General features: G+C 61.7%; 12 protein-coding genes. 4 read left to right on the top strand and 8 right to left on the bottom strand.

The features are described from left to right. Window positions 1–9 precede the first annotated feature (9 nt). Window positions 10–876 carry a pirin family protein gene (locus tag ACU680_RS14250; RefSeq protein WP_448179771.1) on the bottom strand — a complete coding sequence of 289 codons (867 nt, stop codon included), beginning with the start codon at window positions 874–876 and terminating at the stop codon, window positions 10–12. A gap of 320 nt (window positions 877–1,196) precedes the next feature. Here ACU680_RS14250 and dkgB point away from each other — a divergent pair, with 320 nt between their 5' ends. After that, window positions 1,197–2,000, top strand: coding sequence for a 2,5-didehydrogluconate reductase DkgB (gene dkgB / locus ACU680_RS14255; protein ID WP_448179772.1), 804 nt, complete (start codon window positions 1,197–1,199; stop codon window positions 1,998–2,000). 4 nt (window positions 2,001–2,004) lie between these two features. Here the strand turns inward: dkgB and ACU680_RS14260 are convergent, their stop codons facing one another. The 7 genes from ACU680_RS14260 to ACU680_RS14290 form a co-directional block, all read right to left on the bottom strand. Next, a complete protein-coding gene (locus tag ACU680_RS14260) occupies window positions 2,005–5,223 on the bottom strand; it encodes a transporter substrate-binding domain-containing protein (protein ID WP_448179773.1) in 3,219 nt (1,072 codons plus the stop codon). Between the two features lie 7 nt (window positions 5,224–5,230). Then, the gene (locus ACU680_RS14265) at window positions 5,231–5,863 is read right to left on the bottom strand and encodes a response regulator transcription factor (RefSeq protein ID WP_007968285.1); all 633 of its coding nucleotides are present in this window, start codon (window positions 5,861–5,863) and stop codon (window positions 5,231–5,233) included. A gap of 76 nt (window positions 5,864–5,939) precedes the next feature. Continuing rightward, window positions 5,940–6,440, bottom strand: coding sequence for a chemotaxis protein CheY (locus ACU680_RS14270; RefSeq protein WP_448179774.1), 501 nt, complete (start codon window positions 6,438–6,440; stop codon window positions 5,940–5,942). A gap of 136 nt (window positions 6,441–6,576) precedes the next feature. Then, window positions 6,577–7,293 (bottom strand): MgtC/SapB family protein, encoded by a 717-nt coding sequence (locus tag ACU680_RS14275; RefSeq protein ID WP_007968289.1) that lies wholly within the window; start codon window positions 7,291–7,293, stop codon window positions 6,577–6,579. Window positions 7,294–7,479: 186 nt separating this feature from the next. Then, window positions 7,480–10,179: a magnesium-translocating P-type ATPase gene (gene mgtA, locus ACU680_RS14280; RefSeq protein ID WP_448179775.1), complete on the bottom strand. Its 2,700-nt coding sequence runs from the start codon at window positions 10,177–10,179 to the stop codon at window positions 7,480–7,482. A 586-nt stretch (window positions 10,180–10,765) separates the two neighbouring features. Then, window positions 10,766–12,100: a lysine N(6)-hydroxylase/L-ornithine N(5)-oxygenase family protein gene (locus ACU680_RS14285; protein WP_448179776.1), complete on the bottom strand. Its 1,335-nt coding sequence runs from the start codon at window positions 12,098–12,100 to the stop codon at window positions 10,766–10,768. Between the two features lie 134 nt (window positions 12,101–12,234). Then, complete coding sequence (locus tag ACU680_RS14290) at window positions 12,235–12,717, bottom strand: sigma-70 family RNA polymerase sigma factor (protein ID WP_045122005.1); 483 nt, start codon at window positions 12,715–12,717, stop codon at window positions 12,235–12,237. A 321-nt stretch (window positions 12,718–13,038) separates the two neighbouring features. On the opposite strand from ACU680_RS14290, the gene ACU680_RS14295 reads away from it, so the two are divergent. The 3 genes from ACU680_RS14295 to ACU680_RS14305 are packed head-to-tail and all read left to right on the top strand — an operon-like array spanning window position 13,039 to window position 17,584. Continuing rightward, window positions 13,039–14,211, top strand: coding sequence for an efflux RND transporter periplasmic adaptor subunit (locus tag ACU680_RS14295; protein ID WP_007968297.1), 1,173 nt, complete (start codon window positions 13,039–13,041; stop codon window positions 14,209–14,211). Then, window positions 14,212–16,185 (top strand): MacB family efflux pump subunit, encoded by a 1,974-nt coding sequence (locus ACU680_RS14300; RefSeq protein WP_007968298.1) that lies wholly within the window; start codon window positions 14,212–14,214, stop codon window positions 16,183–16,185. It begins immediately after the preceding gene. A gap of 7 nt (window positions 16,186–16,192) precedes the next feature. Further along, the gene (locus ACU680_RS14305; protein ID WP_448179777.1) at window positions 16,193–17,584 is read left to right on the top strand and encodes an efflux transporter outer membrane subunit; all 1,392 of its coding nucleotides are present in this window, start codon (window positions 16,193–16,195) and stop codon (window positions 17,582–17,584) included. The last annotated feature ends 4 nt before the right edge of the window (window positions 17,585–17,588 follow it).

Below are 17,588 nucleotides of genomic sequence, written 5' to 3' on the forward strand. Positions count from 1 at the left end.
AAAGGCCAATCAGCCGTGCATCTGGCCAAACCGCCCGGACTGGAAGTCAGCGAATGCCTGGTGAATTTCCTGCTCGGTGTTCATCACGAACGGGCCATGGCCGACGATCGGCTCGTCAATCGGTTCGCCGCTGAGCAGCAGCACCACGGCGTCTTCACTGGCCTCAAGGGTCAACTGACGACCGTCGCGCTCGAACAGCACCAACTGCCCGACACCTGCAGTTTCCACACCGTTGATCTGCACCGCCCCCTTCAACAGCACCAGCGCGGTGTTGCGCCCCTCGTGCAGATCCAGCGTCAGCAACTTGCCGGCGTTCAACCGCAGGTCCCAGACGTCGATCGGCGTGAAGGTCTGCGACGGCCCTTTATGCCCCTCGAACTCACCGGCGATCAGGCGCAGATTGCCGGCATTATCCTTCAGCGCAATATTCGGGATGTCGCGATCAACAATGGTCTGATAGCCGGGCGCGGCCATTTTGTCCTTGGCCGGCAGGTTGACCCACAACTGCACCATCTCCAGCTTGCCGCCGGTTCTAGCGAAATCATCCGAGTGAAACTCTTCATGCAGGATCCCGGATGCAGCCGTCATCCACTGCACATCGCCGGGGCCGATGGTGCCGCCGCTGCCGGTCGAGTCGCGGTGCTGCACCTCGCCGTCGTAAACGATGGTCACCGTTTCGAACCCACGGTGCGGATGCTGGCCGACGCCACGCCGCTCGGTAGTCGGGGTGAATTCGGCCGGACCTGCGTGATCGAGCAGCAGGAACGGGCTGATGTGTTTGCCCAGGTTGTCATAGGAAAACAGGGTGCGCACCGGGAAACCATCGCCGACCCAATGGCCGCGAGGGCTGGTGTAGATACCGATGATGTTTTTCATGGTTGCCTCCAAAAGGTGGGTGACGCAATGGATTAAGCTTAAATCCATGACAGCTGGAGGACTAGACGGCAAAAACCAGCTTCAGTGTTCCATCTGCAGAACAGTGATGCGCCCTTCCCGAGCGATTCACAACCCCTGTAGGAGCTGCGGCACGCTGCGATCTTTTGATCTTGTTGTTTAAATCAAAAGATCGCAGCGTGCCGCAGCTCCTACAAGATTCATGACTTCTGCTCAACAGTGCTTTGCCCCACCAGCGGTTTTTCTCAAGGACACAGACGCGGATACTCCTGCCCATTCCCACTGCAACCCTGGAGTCATCAATGTCTGTTCCCGCTTTTGGTCTGGGTACGTTTCGCCTGCAAGGTCAGGTGGTCATCGATTCGGTGCGCACCGGCCTTGAACTCGGTTACCGCGCCATCGACACCGCGCAGATCTACGAGAACGAAGCCGAGGTCGGTCAAGCCATCGCCGCCAGCGGCATTGCTCGTGAAGAGCTGTTCATCACCAGCAAGATCTGGATCGCCAACTTCGCCAAGGATCGTCTAATCGAGAGCCTCAAGGAAAGCCTGCAGAAGTTGCAGACCGACTATCTCGACCTGACGCTGATCCACTGGCCGTCGCCGGAAGATCAGGTGCCGGTCGCCGAATTCATGGGGGCGCTGCTCGAAGCCAGGCGTCTGGGCCTGACCCGGCAGATCGGGGTGTCCAACTTCACCATCGAGCTGATGCAACAGGCCATCGCCGCGGTTGGCGCAGACAACATCGCCACCAACCAGATCGAACTGCACCCGTACCTGCAAAACCGCAAAGTGGTCGAGTTCGCCCGCAGCCAGGGCATTCAGATCACCTCCTACATGACCCTCGCCTATGGCGAAGTGCTGAAGGATCCGGTAATTCAGCAGATTGCTGAACGTCTGCAAGCGACGCCGGCGCAAGTCACTCTGGCCTGGGCAATGCAGTCGGGTTACGCGGTGATTCCATCGTCGACCAAACGTGCCAACCTGCAAAGCAACCTCGGCGCCACGACGCTGACCCTGAGCGAACCCGATATGGCGCTGATCGCCGGTCTGGAGCGCGGCCATCGTCTGACCAGCCCGAAAGGCATCGCCCCGCAGTGGGATTGATCGCTCAGTCCTGAAGCCGCTGCGCAAGGCCAAGCATGGCCGTGCGCAGCGCAGCCACCGAGCGGTGGACAGCCAGGGTTTCGGCGTCGCGGCACGCCTGTTCAAGATCCGTGCACGCCGCCGCCACTCGCGCCGCACCGACCATTTGCGCACCGCCCTTGATGTGATGCGCCAGTGTCCGCAACCCGTCCAGATCCTGTGGCTGACGCGCCGCATCCAGCCGTTGCAGATCGTCGTGCAAGCTGCGCAACACTTGTTCGCGCAGGCGTTGCATCACCGCATGATCGTCTCCGGCCATCTGCTCCAGCGCGCTCAGGTCGATCTCAGTCAACGTCACTGCCGGGGTCGGCAGGTGATCGATGTCTCCGTGACTGGCCAACTGCAACGCCTGTTGCAGATCATCCAGGCGAATCGGCTTGAACAAACAATCGTCCATGCCGGCTTCCAGGCAACGAACCCGTTCCTCGACTTGCGCGTTGGCAGTAAACCCGAGGATCAGGCAATGCCCCCGGCCGCTCGCCGCCTCTTCGTCACGGATCGTCCGGGCGAGTTCGTAGCCATTGCGCCGCGGCATGTTGCAGTCGGTGATCAGCACATCGAAGGCCTGTGCCCGCCAACGCTGCAAGCCCAGCTCACCGTCCTCGGTGTCGACCGTGCGGTGGCCGAGTTCACTCAGTTGCCAGCACAGCAGCAAGCGGTTGACCGGATGATCGTCCACTACCAGCACGCTCAATGAACGCACCGGCGTGTCCGCCACTGCGGGGCTTGCCGCCTCGGGGGCGAGCGCGGCCAGAGGCAGCAATTGCAGATTTATCTCGACCCGCGTGCCATGCCCCGGCTCACTGTCGAGGTGCAGTGTTCCGTCCATCATTTCGCAGAGGTTGCGGCTGATCACCAGTCCCAATCCCGAGCCGCTGCGCGCTGACTGGCCATGATTGCCGACCTGGACGAACGGACTGAACAGGCGTTTGCGGTCGTCTTCACTGATGCCGATGCCGCTGTCCTCAATCACTACTTTCACGGCCGACTGGCCGAGCGCTGTCCTGCTCACGGCCAGTTGCAGAGTGACCTGACCGTGCTCGGTGAACTTGATCGCGTTGCTCAACAGGTTCGACAGCACTTGCTTGAAGCGTGTCGGGTCGAGCATGACCTCGACGTCGCTGTGCGCATCCAGTTCGACCTGCCACAGCAGGCGTTTCTCGCGCGCCAGCCCCTCGAATACCCGGCACACCGAGTTCACCAGTTCACGCAGATTGACCCGTTGCGGCGCGAGGGACAGATGCCCGGACTCGATGCGCGCGATGTCGAGAATATCGCCGATCAACCCCAGTAATTGCTGGCCGGCAGCGGACGCGACCTCGATCGCCAGCTTGTCGGTGACGCCCTCCTCGGCACGCTTCAGGGCGAGTTCGAGCATGCCGATCAGGGCGTTCATCGGCGTGCGGATTTCATGGCTCATGGTCGCCAGAAACGTGGTCTTGGCCCGGTTGGCGTCGTCGGCGGCATCCTTGGCCTGCTGCAACTGCTGCAACCACTGCTGACGCTGGCGCAACTGCCAACGCTGAAAAGCGATCCAGGCCAAGGCCAGCAACAGCAGCCCTGCCGCACCGGCAAACGCCACAAGGATTTCGTGGCGATGACGCTGCCAATAGCTCTCTTCCACAACCACGTCATGGCTCCAGCGCTCGACCAGTTCGTCCATCTGTTGTGGCGCGATGCTCAGCAGCGCCTTGTTCAGAATCGTGTGCAGCGCCGTATCTTGCGCTGCGGTCGCCAGGGCGATCCGCGCCGGTTGATCGCCGATCGTGTTGGTGATGCGCAGGCGCTCGCGGTAATGGCGGGCGATCAGAAAGCGCGCCACCAGCAGCGAGCTGACGGTCGCGTCGGCCTGCCCCTTGGCGATCAGTTCCATGCCCTCGGCCGGGCTGCGCACCTCCACCAGGCGGATCCCGGGCACTCGCTGCAAAATGTAGTCGCGCAACGGATGACCGCGATAAATCGCCAGGCGCTTGCCCGGCAGATCAATGAGGCTGCGCGGACTACCCGCGGTTGTCGCACTGACCAGCACGAACGGGTTGTTCAGGTAGTAGCGGGTGAATTGCAGCTCGGCTTCGCGTTCGCTGCTCGGGGTCACCACCGGCAGCACGTCGAGCTCACCGGCCTTGAGCTGTTCGATCTGGCGGTCCAGCGAACGTCCACGAATCACTTCGAATTGCAGCCCGGTACGCTGACCGATCAGGTTGAGCAACTGCGCCGACAGCCCATTGAATCGCCCGTCGGCATCAAAGAACGTCAGCGGTGCGAAGTCCTCGATCACACCGACCCGCACCCGCGGATGTTGCGCCAGCCACTGCTGCTCGCTGGCACTGAAGCGCACCCGCGACTGCGCGGCCATGTGCGCGCGCCCCGCGCTCCAACGCTGCTCGATCAGTTGACGACGCTCCATGGGAATCGCCGCCAGCGCCTTGTCGATGATGCGTTTGAGGCGTACGTCACTGCGCAGCAGGGCGAAACCGAAGGGATTGGCATCCAGCCCGGAAGGCCCGGCCAGTTGCAGGTCATTGCGATAATTGGTGTTGATCAGGTAATTGGCACTGATCAGATCACCGAGGTAGCCGTCATCGACGCCGAATGCCACCGCACCCAGCGCGTCCATCGCCGAGGGATAGCGCTGCACCTTCGCCTCGGGGTAGAACGCCTGCACGCTGGTCAGCGGCAGATAATCCTCGACCATGGCGATGCGTTTGCCTGCCAGGTCCGCCGGCAATGTTTCGTCGAGCCGGGTGACCAGCATCGGCTGATCTTCAGCGTAGGGGCGCGACAAAATGAAATCCGCATCGGCCAGTTCGAAATTGTTCGAGGTGCCCAGCAGATCGAGTTCGCCGCGCTTGAGTGCACTCATCAGCGCGTCGCGATGGGTAAAGCGTTGCACCTCGATCCGCACACCGAGCAGTTGCGCCAGCAGCTCCGCGTAATCGGCGGTCAGCCCTTCCAGCTCCAGCCGATTGCGGGTGATTTCAAACGGTGGGTAATCGGCGCCGGAAATGCCCATGCGCAACCGGGGGTGCTGGCGCAGCCATTGGCGATCCTGCTCGTCGAGCGGAACCCGGATATTTTCCAGTGCCGCCTGGCTCAACAACTCCAGAGGCTGTGGCGGCTCACTGGCCCAGCAGGTGGCCGTGATGCTCAACCACAGCACGCACCACCAGCGTCGCAGATTCATTTTCCACTCAGATCAAATGGTTGCGCTTGGCGAATTCGCGCAAGTACACCGCTGACTTTGAGTGCAGACCCAGCTTTTTTATCAAGCGGGTTTTGTAGGTACTGACGGTCTTGTGGCTGAGGAACATTTCGGCCGCGATATTCTTGTTGGGCTTGCCCAGAGCCAATTGCTCGAGAATGCTCAGTTCACGGTTGGAGAGCTCGTCGATCAGCTGCTTTTCGCTGCGGTGCGACGGCGACGACACCGGGCCGCTATCAGGCAGTGCAGCAAAATAGGAGTAGCCCGACATCAGCGCCTGGACAGCCTTGTGCAATTGCAGCAACTGGTTGGTTTTGGCCACGTAACCCATGGCGCCGCTACGCAGACAGCGATCCTGATAGTGCAGCGGATCCTGAGAGGTAAAAATCAGGACCCTGCACTCGGGATCAGTGGCCTTGAGCCGCTCCAGTACCTCCAGTCCGCCGAGCCCCGGCAGCTTGAGATCGAGTACCACCAGTTTCGGCTTGTGCTCCCGGCTCAGCGCCATGGCTTCGCTGGCGCTGGATGCTTCGTGAATCACCTTGAACCTTTCGGTTTCGAGGACAAGTTTCACGGCAGCCCTTACCACCGGATGATCGTCGACGATCAGCGCTGACTTCATGACCGCTCCCAGTGCAAAAACAGGACGATGGATAGCGCCACCCGCTGTTCCCGCCGGGGTGGCTGCGCAAAGACTGTTACACGGGAAGCAAAGCGTATCTACCTGTCAGATCTGACAGTTGCGCCAAAGGGAAATCCATGCTCAAGCCCCGGTGCTGCGAGGCTGGCGCCGTTTCCCATGTGTTCGCCGCGCAAACCGGGGCAACATCGACCCGCGCCATCAGGTGCTTGATCGCGGCCGCATTGGGCAAGGCGACAGGGCTGATCTGCAGGTTTTCCTGAGCGAAGCCAGCAGGCGTCAGTGCGGGTGCGGAGGGTTCGTTATAGATAAGGACCTGGCGCACCTGCGGGTTGTGGAGGAAAAACCCCGGCAGGTCCAGCGCTCCGGCCGCCAGCTCGGCGTTGATGACCACGACGTCGAACGGTGCATAGCCGTAGTCCACCAGGGTCAGCAGCTCAGGCAGACTCTGTACCGGAGCGACGCGGAAGTAGTCGAGGCCATTGAACAGGCGCTCGATTTTCATCCGGTGAAAATGCTGCGGATCGGCAATCAGGATGCGCAGGGATTTATTGATCATGCTCGATCTCGGGGCGGTGGATGGGTGCGCCAAGACTACGCAAGCCTCAGGAGCAGTTCTGTAGGACTTTTCCTAAAAAACCGGTCATTCATCCCCACCCTTGAGCCATGCCGAAGGGCTGTCCGAGGTTGTTGCCTTATTCCGTCGTACTCGGACTCCAGAACGCCTGCACCACCAGCGCTGAAGTCGAGATCCGCGCCACCAGGGCATCCAGCTCGTCACCGTCCACCGAGGTGGTAGCCAGCGTGGCTTCGATCTCGATTTCGTCGGCACCGAAGGCGTGCACATCGACGTCGCTGGCCGGGTAGTTGCTGCGTTCCAGCTCGGCTTCGAGCAGGGCGAACACGGCTTTCTGCTGCGAACGCCGGGCGATCACGTAAACGATGTTGGTGACTTCCGCCGAGACCACGTCCAGCGGCTGGCGGTTGATGTTGTTGACGATCGGCCGCAGCAAGGTGTTGGCGGCCAGAATGAACAGCGTGCCGAGCACCGCTTCGGCCAGCAGGTCGGCACCGGCGCAGGCACCGACGGCGGCGGAAGTCCACAGAGTCGCGGCGGTGTTGAGGCCGCGCACATTACCCTCCTCGCGCATGATCACCCCGGCACCGAGAAAGCCGATGCCGGAAACCACGTAGGCGACCACCCGCACCGCACCTTCAGCACCGCCGAGACGGTTGGCCATGTCGACGAATATTGCCGCGCCGACCGCCACCAGCACGTTGGTGCGCAGGCCTGCCGTGCGTTGCCGGTACTGGCGCTCGAAACCGATCAGGCCACCGAGGATGAAGGCGGCGCTGAGGCTGACCAGGGTGTCGAGCAAGGAAGTCAGGTTGAGGTTGTTGATGGCTTGCATGATGAAGCTCCTTGAATAGATCACAGTCCCTTTGTTGGGCTTGCTGCCAATTCACTTGAAATAGCCGATCCCTGTAGGAGCTGCCGCAGGCTGCGATCTTTTGATCTTGTCTTGTAAAAACAAAATCAAAAGATCGCAGCCTGCGGCAGCTCCTACAGGGTTGCAGGTGAAGGTTGCAGCCTGCTGTTATTGCCAGCCGAACCGGCGGATGTAGAAACCTTTCACCGCCTGGGTCAGCGCCATGTACGCCAGCAGGATCACCGGCAGGAACACGAAGTACAGCGACGGCAGCGCCTGCAGTTTGAAGTAGTTGGCCAGCGGCCCCATCGGCAGGAAGATCCCCACCGCCATGATGATTCCGGTCATCACCAGCAGCGGCATGGCTGCGCGGCTTTGCAGGAACGGAATCTTCGGCGTGCGGATCATGTGCACGATCAGCGTCTGGGTCAGCAGCCCCACCACGAACCAGCCGGACTGGAACAGGGTCTGGTGGTCCGGGGTGTTGGCATCGAACACATACCACATCAAGGCGAACGTCAGGATGTCAAAGATCGAACTGATCGGGCCGAAGAACAGCATGAAGCGCCCGACATCAGCCGGCTGCCAGCGCTGCGGCTTCTTCAGCATCTCCTTGTCGACGTTGTCGAACGGAATCGCGATCTGCGAAATGTCGTAGAGCAGGTTCTGTACCAGCAGGTGCATCGGCAGCATCGGCAGGAACGGAATGAACGCACTGGCCACCAGCACCGAGAACACGTTGCCGAAGTTGGAACTGGCGGTCATCTTGATGTACTTGAGCATGTTGGCGAAGGTCCGGCGCCCTTCGAGCACGCCCTCCTCCAGCACCATCAGGCTCTTTTCCAGGAGGATGATGTCGGCGGCTTCCTTGGCGATGTCCACCGCGCTGTCCACCGAAATCCCGATGTCGGCGGTACGCAGCGCCGGCGCATCGTTGATGCCGTCACCCATGAACCCGACCACGTGCCCGTTGCCCTTGAGGATGCGCACGATGCGCTCCTTGTGCGACGGCGTCAGCTTGGCGAACACGTTGGTGTTCTCCACCGCCACCGCCAGTTCGGCATCGCTCATGCGCTCGACATCGTTGCCCAGCAGCAAGCCCTGTTGCGCCAGACCGACTTCACGGCAGATCTTCGCGGTCACCAGTTCGTTGTCACCGGTCAGCACCTTGACCGCCACGCCGTGCTCGGCCAGCGCTTTGAGCGCCGGTGCGGTGCTTTCCTTCGGTGGATCGAGGAACGCCACGTAACCGATCAGCGTCAGTTCCTGCTCATCCGCCAGGCTGTAGGTGTCGCGACCTTGCGGCATCAAACGGGCAGCCACCGCCACCACGCGCAAGCCTTCAGCGTTGAATGCTGCGGTGACCTGACGAATCCGGGTCAGCAATTCATCGCTCAAGGCTTCCTCGACATCGCCGTGCTGCACACGGGTGCACACCGCCAGCACTTCTTCCACCGCACCTTTGCAGATCAGTTGATGTGGCTGACCACGCCCTTCGACCACCACCGACATGCGCCGGCGATTGAAGTCGAACGGGATTTCATCGACCTTGCGAAACGCCGTGCCGACCTTCAGTTCGCGGTGGATTTCCACGTGCTCCAGCACCGCCACGTCGAGCAGGTTTTTCAGTCCGGTCTGGTAGTAGCTGTTGAGGTAGGCCATTTCCAGCACGTCATCGGAATCTTCACCCCAGACATCGACATTGCGCGCGAGGAAGATCTTGTCCTGGGTCAGGGTGCCGGTCTTGTCGGTGCACAGCACGTCCATGGCGCCGAAGTTCTGGATCGCATCCAGACGCTTGACGATGACTTTCTTGCGCGACAGGAACACCGCACCTTTGGCCAGGGTCGAGGTGACGATCATCGGCAGCATTTCCGGGGTCAGACCCACGGCAATCGACAGCGCGAACAGCAGTGCTTCAGTCCAGTCGCCCTTGGTGAACCCGTTGATGAACAACACCAGCGGCGCCATGACAAACATGAAGCGGATCAGCAACCAGCTGACCTTGTTCACGCCCATCTGGAACGAAGTCACCGCGCGATCAGTTGCCCCCACACGTTGGGCCAGGGCACCGAAATAGGTGCTGTTGCCGGTGGTGAGAATCACCGCCACCGCCGTGCCGGACACCACGTTGGTGCCCATGAACAGGATGTTCTCCAGCTCCAGCGGATTGCGCGTGTCACGGTCGGCCTGGCGGGCAAACTTTTCCACCGGCATCGATTCACCGGTCATCGCCGCCTGGCTGACGAACAGGTCCTTGGCGCTGAGCACCCGGCAGTCGGCGGGAATCATGTCGCCGGCTGACAGCACGATCAGGTCGCCCGGCACCAGTTGCTTGATCGGCAACTCGACGCGCGGCTCATCGCGGCGCATCACCGTGGCGGTATTGCTGACCATGGCCTTGAGCGCGTCGGCGGCCTGGTTGGATTTGCTTTCCTGCCAGAAACGCAGCAGCGTCGACAGCACCACCATCGAGAAGATCACGGTGGCGGCTTTCAGGTCTTCGGTCAGCCACGAGATCACCGCCAACAGGGTCAGCAGCAGGTTGAACGGGTTTTTGTAGCAGTGCCACAGGTGGGTCCACCATGGCAGCGGCTGCTCGTGATCGACTTCGTTGAGGCCGTACTGCGCTTGCAGTGCATCGACTTCAAAATCGGTCAGCCCGTCGGTGTGGGTGCCCAGCGAAGACAGCAGTTCACCGCTGTCGCGATGGGCCGCATCGACCAGGGTGTTGGCCAGGGTGGGCGGCACTTCACGGCTGACCGTGGTGTCGCTGATCGATTCCAGCAGCGCCAGACGACGGAAGTGCCGGGCGATGTGGCGTGTACGCAGGAAGCCTGCGAAAAATTCCTTGAGCGTAAGTTTCATGGCTGTTGCCCCTATGGTCAGCCGGGAAACCGTCGAGCAGGTACGACCGCGCCTCGTGCGCCGGAAAAACCGGCACGGCGAGGCTTGGCGCGCCGGTCAGAAAAGACAGGCGTGTCGATAGGTTTGCGATTGCGACCACTAGGTCGAAACCACGCACATTCAGTGTCGATGAGAAGGACGTCGGGACATGACCTTGCTGGTCATGATCGGGATGCCGCTGCTCGCTTTACGGCGAGACAACGGCAGAGAAAGGCTGCGCGTTATCTTGCCGAGAATCTGCCGGTTACCGAGACCGGCCGACAACTGTCACTCGAACAAGTACCCACTGTGGGTCTCCGCTATTGATGAAAACGCGCGAAGCTTACGCCTCGATGATTGGAGAGTAAACCCGTGTAAGGAGGTGTGTCGGGGAATATCGGGGATGTTCAGGAAGGGTTCAGGATTCAGATATTTCGCCGGCCTTCAGGGCCCTATCGCGGGCAAGCCCGCTCCCACAAGAATCTCCAGTGAATACAAGTTTTGCATCCGAAACAGATCCTGTGGGAGCTGGCTTGCCAGCGATTGCGGTGGATCAGGCAATGCTGATTCAGCTGGCAGTCGCCAACAACAGATCCGCCACCGAACGATGCCCACGATGCTTGCCATGCTCATACAGCGAACCGGCAATCTCGTCGGCACGCACCGGCAACACCGACAGCAGCGTGTCGCTCAGACCATGGCTGGCCTGGCAGAAGCCCTGCATGTACAGGCCGGCCTTGCAGCGCTCGTCGGTGATCAGTTTGTAGTTGCGATCGACCTCGAAATCGCCGAGGTATTCTTCCAGTGGCGCCAGCAGTTTGCGGTGCATCTGCCGCTCATAACCAGTGGCCAGGACTACAGCGTCATAGACACGCACGGTGACTTCGCCGGTGGCGTTGTTGCGTACCGCCAGTTCGATGCCGCGCTCGGTGGCGGTGGCGCTTTCGACGGTGGTCAGGGTGCGGAACGCGTGACGGGCGACGCCCGAGACTTTCTGTCGATAGAAGATGCCGTAGATGCGCTCGATCAGGTCGATGTCCACCACCGAGTAGTTGGTGTTGTGGTACTCGTTGACCAAGCGCTCACGCTCGGCACTGTTTTGCTGGAACACCAGATCGGTGAACTCCGGCGAGAACACTTCGTTGACGAACGGGCTGTCGTCCGCAGGCTTGAGGGCCGAGCCGCGCAGGATCATGTCGACCTGCACCGACGGGAACGAATCGTTCAGATCGATGAACGCCTCCGCCGCGCTCTGCCCGCCGCCGATGATCGCAATGCTCATCGGCTGGTTGTTCACACACGGCTGCTTGGCCATCTGCGACAGGTACTGCGAGTGGTGGAACACGCGGCTGTCGCCCTTGAGCGCCTTGAACGCTTCGGGAATACGCGGCGTGCCGCCGGCGCTGACCACCACCGAACGTGCGGTGCGCACGAATTGCTGGCCCTCGGTATCACGGGAGATCACGCGCAGCGCTTCAACCTGGTGGTTGTGCAGCACCGGCTCGATGGTCAGCACTTCTTCGCCATAACGGCTCTGCTCGGTGAACTGCCCGGCAACCCAGCGCAGGTAGTCGTTGTACTCCATGCGGCACGGATAAAAGGTGCCGAGGTTGATGAAGTCCACCAGACGACCATGGGCCTTCAGGTAGTTGACGAAGGAGTACGGGCTGGTCGGGTTGCGCAGGGTCACCAGATCCTTGAGGAAGGAAATCTGCAACTCGCTTTGGGTCGACAGGGTGTTGCCGTGCCAGCTGTAGTTGGCCTGTTTGTCGAGGAACAGCACATCCAGCTCGCCGTGGGTCGGGCCGCGCTCTTGCAGAGCGATGGCCAGCGCCAGGTTCGAAGGGCCGAAACCGACGCCGATCAGGTCGTGAACGATGGGCGATGCAATTGCCTGAGTCATTTCCAGTGTCCTCTGGATGAACCCCTCAACAAGGGGAAAGGAGAGCCTAAGTGACCCGACTGGCCTTGAGCAGGACAGCAGGTCGTCTGTTGAGTAGGAACGAGGACAGTGAAATAAAATTTAGCGATGGCGGCTCAATGGGCATCCCATTGTTTGATGCGCAGGCGGCAATGCTTCATCGCATTGACGATGTGCTTTTCCACCAGCGCCTTGGAAATCCCCAGATGTTCGGCGATCTGCGGGTGCGACAGGCCTTCGATCTTGCGCAGCAGAAAACTGTCGCGACACAGCGGCGACAATTCCGCCAGGGCGCGCTGGAGCATCTCCAGACGCTGGCCGTGATCGAGGGTGCCATGGGGCGACGGGGTGAAATAACGCTCTTCGCTGTCGAGCACTTCCAGTGGCTCGACCTGGCGCAAGGCGTTGCGCCGATGATCATCGATCACCAGATTCAACGCGGTGCGATAGAGAAAGGCCCGCGGCTGCTCGATGGGCGTGTCGCTGGAGCGTTCCAGAACCCGCACATAAGCGTCATGCACCACATCTTCGGCGACCTGACGGTTGCCGAGCTTGGCGTTCAGGAAACACACCAGCTCGCGATAGTAGTTTTCCAACATGACTCCCGGCCGCTTCGATGCGGATTCGATCCTTGAGCACACTGATCGACGGCCCGCGAACACGGGTAGCAAGATAGTGGCAACTTGAGGTGCGTAATTTATAGTAATTCTCATATAGATTTAAAGTGGCGTTTGTCGTTGCCCGTCAAATAGTGCCGTTCTATACCTGTAACATCCTGTGTCTTCGCTTAAATTCCCCTCCACATCCATCGTTTACAGGACAGCTCCCCGTGTCTGTCGCGCCCCGCGACAGCGTTCAGCGGCTGCGCGCTGTGGCGTGCAACCGAACGACGGGCCGAATTCCACTGGCCGGAACCCTGCATGAAACGTCCCCGCCCCGCTCGACGCGCCCTGCTCGCAGTCCTTTGTCTGATTCCCGTTGTTGCCTACGCCGCATGGCAAATCATGCCGCCGGGCCGCGAGCGCTTCGCCACCGTGCAAGTCAGCCGTGGCGACATCGAAAGCAGCGTCACCGCGCTGGGCACCCTGCAACCGCGCCGGTATGTCGATGTCGGCGCGCAGGCCTCCGGGCAGATCCAGAAAATCCACGTCGAAGTCGGTGACGTGGTCAAGGAAGGTCAACTGCTGGTGGAAATCGATCCGTCCACGCAGAAGGCCAAACTCGACGCCGGGCGCTTCTCCATCGAAAACCTCAAGGCGCAATTGCAGGAGCAGCGCGCCCAGCATGAATTGGCGCGGCAGAAGTATCAGCGTCAGCAGAATCTCGCCGCCGGCGGCGCCACCCGTGAAGAAGACGTGCAGACCGCCCGCGCCGAACTGAAAGCCACTCAGGCCCGCGTCGACATGTTCCAGGCGCAGATCCGCCAGGCAGAAGCGAGCCTGCGCAGTGATCAGGCCGAACTCGGCTACACCCGAATCTACGCGCCGATGGCCGGCACCGTGGTAGCCCTCGACGCCCGCGAAGGCCAGACCCTCAACGCGCAACAGCAAACGCCGCTGATCCTGCGCATCGCCAAGCTGTCACCGATGACCGTGTGGGCCGAGGTCTCCGAGGCCGACATCGGCCACGTCAAACCGGGCATGACCGCCTATTTCACCACCCTCAGCGGCGGCCAGCGCCGCTGGAGCAGCACCGTGCGGCAGATTCTGCCGGTGCCGCCCAAGCCGCTGGACCAGACCAGCCAGGGCGGCGGCAGCCCGGCCAGCAGCAGTAAAAGCGGCAGCGCCCGCGTTGTGCTGTACACGGTTTTGCTCGACGTCGATAACGCCGACAACGCACTGATGGCGGAAATGACCACTCAGGTGTTCTTCGTCGCCAATCAGGCCAAAGGCGTGCTCACCGCGCCAGTTGCCGCGTTGCAGGGCAGCACCACGGCCAACCTGCAAACCGCCCAGGTGGTGGCGGCCAACGGCGACATCCAGCAACGCGAGGTGCGCACCGGCATCAGCGACCGGCTCAAAGTGCAGATTGTCGACGGCCTCAATGAAGGCGATCACCTGTTGATCGGCCCGGTCGACGGCAGCGGAGGCTGAATGCAAACGCCTCTGATCGACCTGCAGGACATCCGCAAATCCTACGGTGGCGGTGACGCGCCTGAAGTTCACGTGCTGCGCGGTATCGACCTGTCGATCCACGCCGGCGAATTCGTGGCGATTGTCGGCGCTTCCGGCTCCGGCAAATCGACCCTGATGAACATCCTCGGCTGCCTCGACCGGCCGACCTCCGGCGAGTATCGCTTTGCCGGGGAAAACGTCGCTGGCCTCGACAGCGACGAGCTGGCCTGGCTGCGCCGCGAAGCCTTCGGTTTTGTGTTCCAGGGCTATCACCTGATTCCATCCGGCTCGGCTCAGGAAAACGTCGAGATGCCGGCGATCTATGCCGGCACCCCGGCTGCCGAACGTCACGCCCGCGCCGCCGCCCTGCTCGACCGCCTCGGTCTGGCCTCGCGCACAGGCAACCGCCCGCATCAGTTGTCCGGCGGTCAGCAGCAACGGGTGTCGATTGCCCGGGCGTTGATGAACGGCGGCCACATCATCCTCGCCGACGAACCCACCGGCGCCCTCGACAGCCACAGCGGCAAAGAGGTGATGACGCTGCTCGACGAACTGGCGAGCCAGGGCCACGTGGTGATCCTCATCACCCACGACCGCGAAGTCGCGGCCCGGGCCAAACGCATCATCGAAATCCGCGACGGCCTGATCATCAGCGACAGCGCCCGCGATAATCCCCACGCCCAGATCAGCGCCAATCCCGGCGCCCTGCAAGCAGTGGATCTGCGCCAGCGCCTGGCCGTGGGCGCGGACGCCACTGGTGCCTGGAAAGGTGAACTGGTCGATGCCCTGCACGCTGCGTGGCGAGTGATGTGGATCAACCGCTTTCGCACCGCGCTGACCCTGCTCGGGATCATCATCGGCGTGGCCTCGGTGGTGGTGATGCTGGCGGTCGGTGAAGGCAGTAAACGCCAGGTGATGGCGCAGATGGGCGCCTTCGGGTCGAACATCATTTATCTGAGCGGCTCGGCGCCCAACCCGCGCACGCCGCCGGGGATCATCACCCTCGACGATGTGCACGCGCTGGCCAGCCTGCCGCAAGTGCAGCGGATCATGCCGGTCAACGGCGCCGAGGCCGGCGTACGTTACGGTAATGCCGACCACCTGAGTTACGTCGGTGGCAACGACACCAACTTCCCGGCGATCTTCAACTGGCCGGTGGTGCAAGGCAGTTACTTCACCGAGGCCGATGAGCAGAATGCTGCAGCCGTTGCGGTGATCGGCCACAAGGTGCGCAGCAAACTGCTCAAGGATGTGCCGAACCCGATCGGCCAATTCATCCTGATCGAGAATGTGCCGTTCCAGGTGGTCGGCGTACTCGCAGAAAAAGGCGCCAGCTCCGGCGACTCCGACAGCGACAATCGCATCGCCATCCCCTATTCGGCGGCCAGCGTTCGGCTGTTCGGCACGCGCAATCCGGAATACGTGGCCATCGCCGCCGCCGACGCGCGCAAGGTCAAGGACACCGAGCAAGCCATCGAGCAACTGATGCTGCGCCTGCACAACGGCAAGAAGGATTTCGAACTGACCAACAACGCCGCGATGATTCAGGCCGAGGCGCGCACCCAGAACACCCTGTCGTTGATGCTCGGCTCGATTGCCGCGATCTCGCTGCTGGTTGGCGGTATCGGCGTGATGAACATCATGCTCATGACCGTGCGCGAGCGGACTCGCGAGATCGGCATTCGCATGGCCACCGGCGCCCGCCAGCGCGACATCCTCCGGCAGTTCCTCACCGAAGCGGTGATGCTCTCGGTGGTCGGCGGCATTGCCGGGATCGCCCTGGCGCTGATCGTCGGCGGCGTGCTAATCCTCAGCGAAGTGGCCGTGGCTTTTTCCTTGATGGCGGTACTCGGCGCCTTCGGCTGCGCCCTGGTCACCGGTGTTGTCTTCGGCTTCATGCCTGCCCGCAAAGCTGCCCGGCTCGACCCGGTCACGGCCCTTACCAGTGAATGATCGATCTATGAAACCGCGCCTCAGCCTGTTGACCGTGTGCCTGATCCTCAGCGCCTGCGGCAGTCCCGCTCAACGCCCGGACAGCGGTGTGCAGGCGCCTGCTGCCTGGCAATCGCCCCATGGCGCCAGCGTTGCCCGCAACAACCCGCAGTGGTGGACGCAATTTGGCAGCCCGGAACTGGATCGTCTGATCGAACAGGCTCGCGTCGGCAGTTTCGACCTCGCGGCCGCCGTCGCTCGAGTGCGTCAGGCGCAGGCAGGCACTGTCATCGCTGGCGGCTCTCAGTTGCCGGAGGTCAAGGCCGGCCTGAATGCCAATCGGCAGAAACTGCTGCGCGGCAATGGCTACAGCCAACTCGATGCCAACAGCAGCAACAAGGCGGTGGACTATTTCGATACCAACCTGAGCGCCACCTACGAAATCGATTTCTGGGGCGGCAAACGCGCCTCGCGCGACAGTGCGCAGTTCGCTCTGCAGGCCAGCGAATTCGACCGGGCGACGGTCGAGCTGACATTGCTCAGCGGCGTTGCCAGCACGTATGCGCAAACCTTGTCGCTACGCGAGCAGAGCCGCATCGCCGAACTCAATCTGGCCAACGCACAAAGCGTGCTGAAACTGGTGCAGACGCGGTTTGATTCAGGCTCGGCAACTGCGTTGGAACTGGCGCAACAGAAGAGCCTGGTCGCCGCCCAGCAATGGCAATTGCCGCGCGTGCAACAGCAAGCCCAGGACGCGCTGATCAGCCTCGCCGCCCTGCTCGGCCGACCGGTGCAGCAACTGTCGGCGACAGAGTCCTTCGAGCACCTGCAATGGCCAGACATCGCCGCCGGCGTGCCCAGCGAGTTGCTCACGCATCGTCCGGACATCGCACGCGCCGAAGCCCAACTGGCCGCCGCCGAGGCAGACGTCAAAGTCGCTCGCGCGGCCATGTTGCCGACACTGACCCTGACCGCCCAACTCGGCTCGGGCGCCAATCAGTTCGACGATTTGATTCGCAGCCCTTTCTACAACCTGACCGCCGGGCTGGTCGCACCGATTTTCAATAACGGTCGCCTCGGCGCTGAACGCGACAAGGCCACGGCGCGCCAGCAAGAGCTTCTGGAAACCTACCGTGGCGCGATCATCAACGGTTTCGCCGATGTGGAAAAAGCGCTCAATAGCATTCGTCGCCTGGATGAACAACGGTTGTGGCAGGACGAAGAACTGAATCAGGCGCAGACCGCATTCGACATCGCCCAGAGCCGCTACCAGGCCGGCGCCGAAGACTTGCTGACGGTGCTGGAAACCCAGCGCACGCTGTACGCGGCCCAGGATCAGCATGCACAACTGCGGCTGTCACGAGTGCAGGCCAGCATTGCGCTGTACAAGGCACTTGGCGGCGGGTGGCAGACTTTGTAATCGA

The sequence above is a fragment of the Pseudomonas sp. LF020 genome, assembly GCF_053456425.1.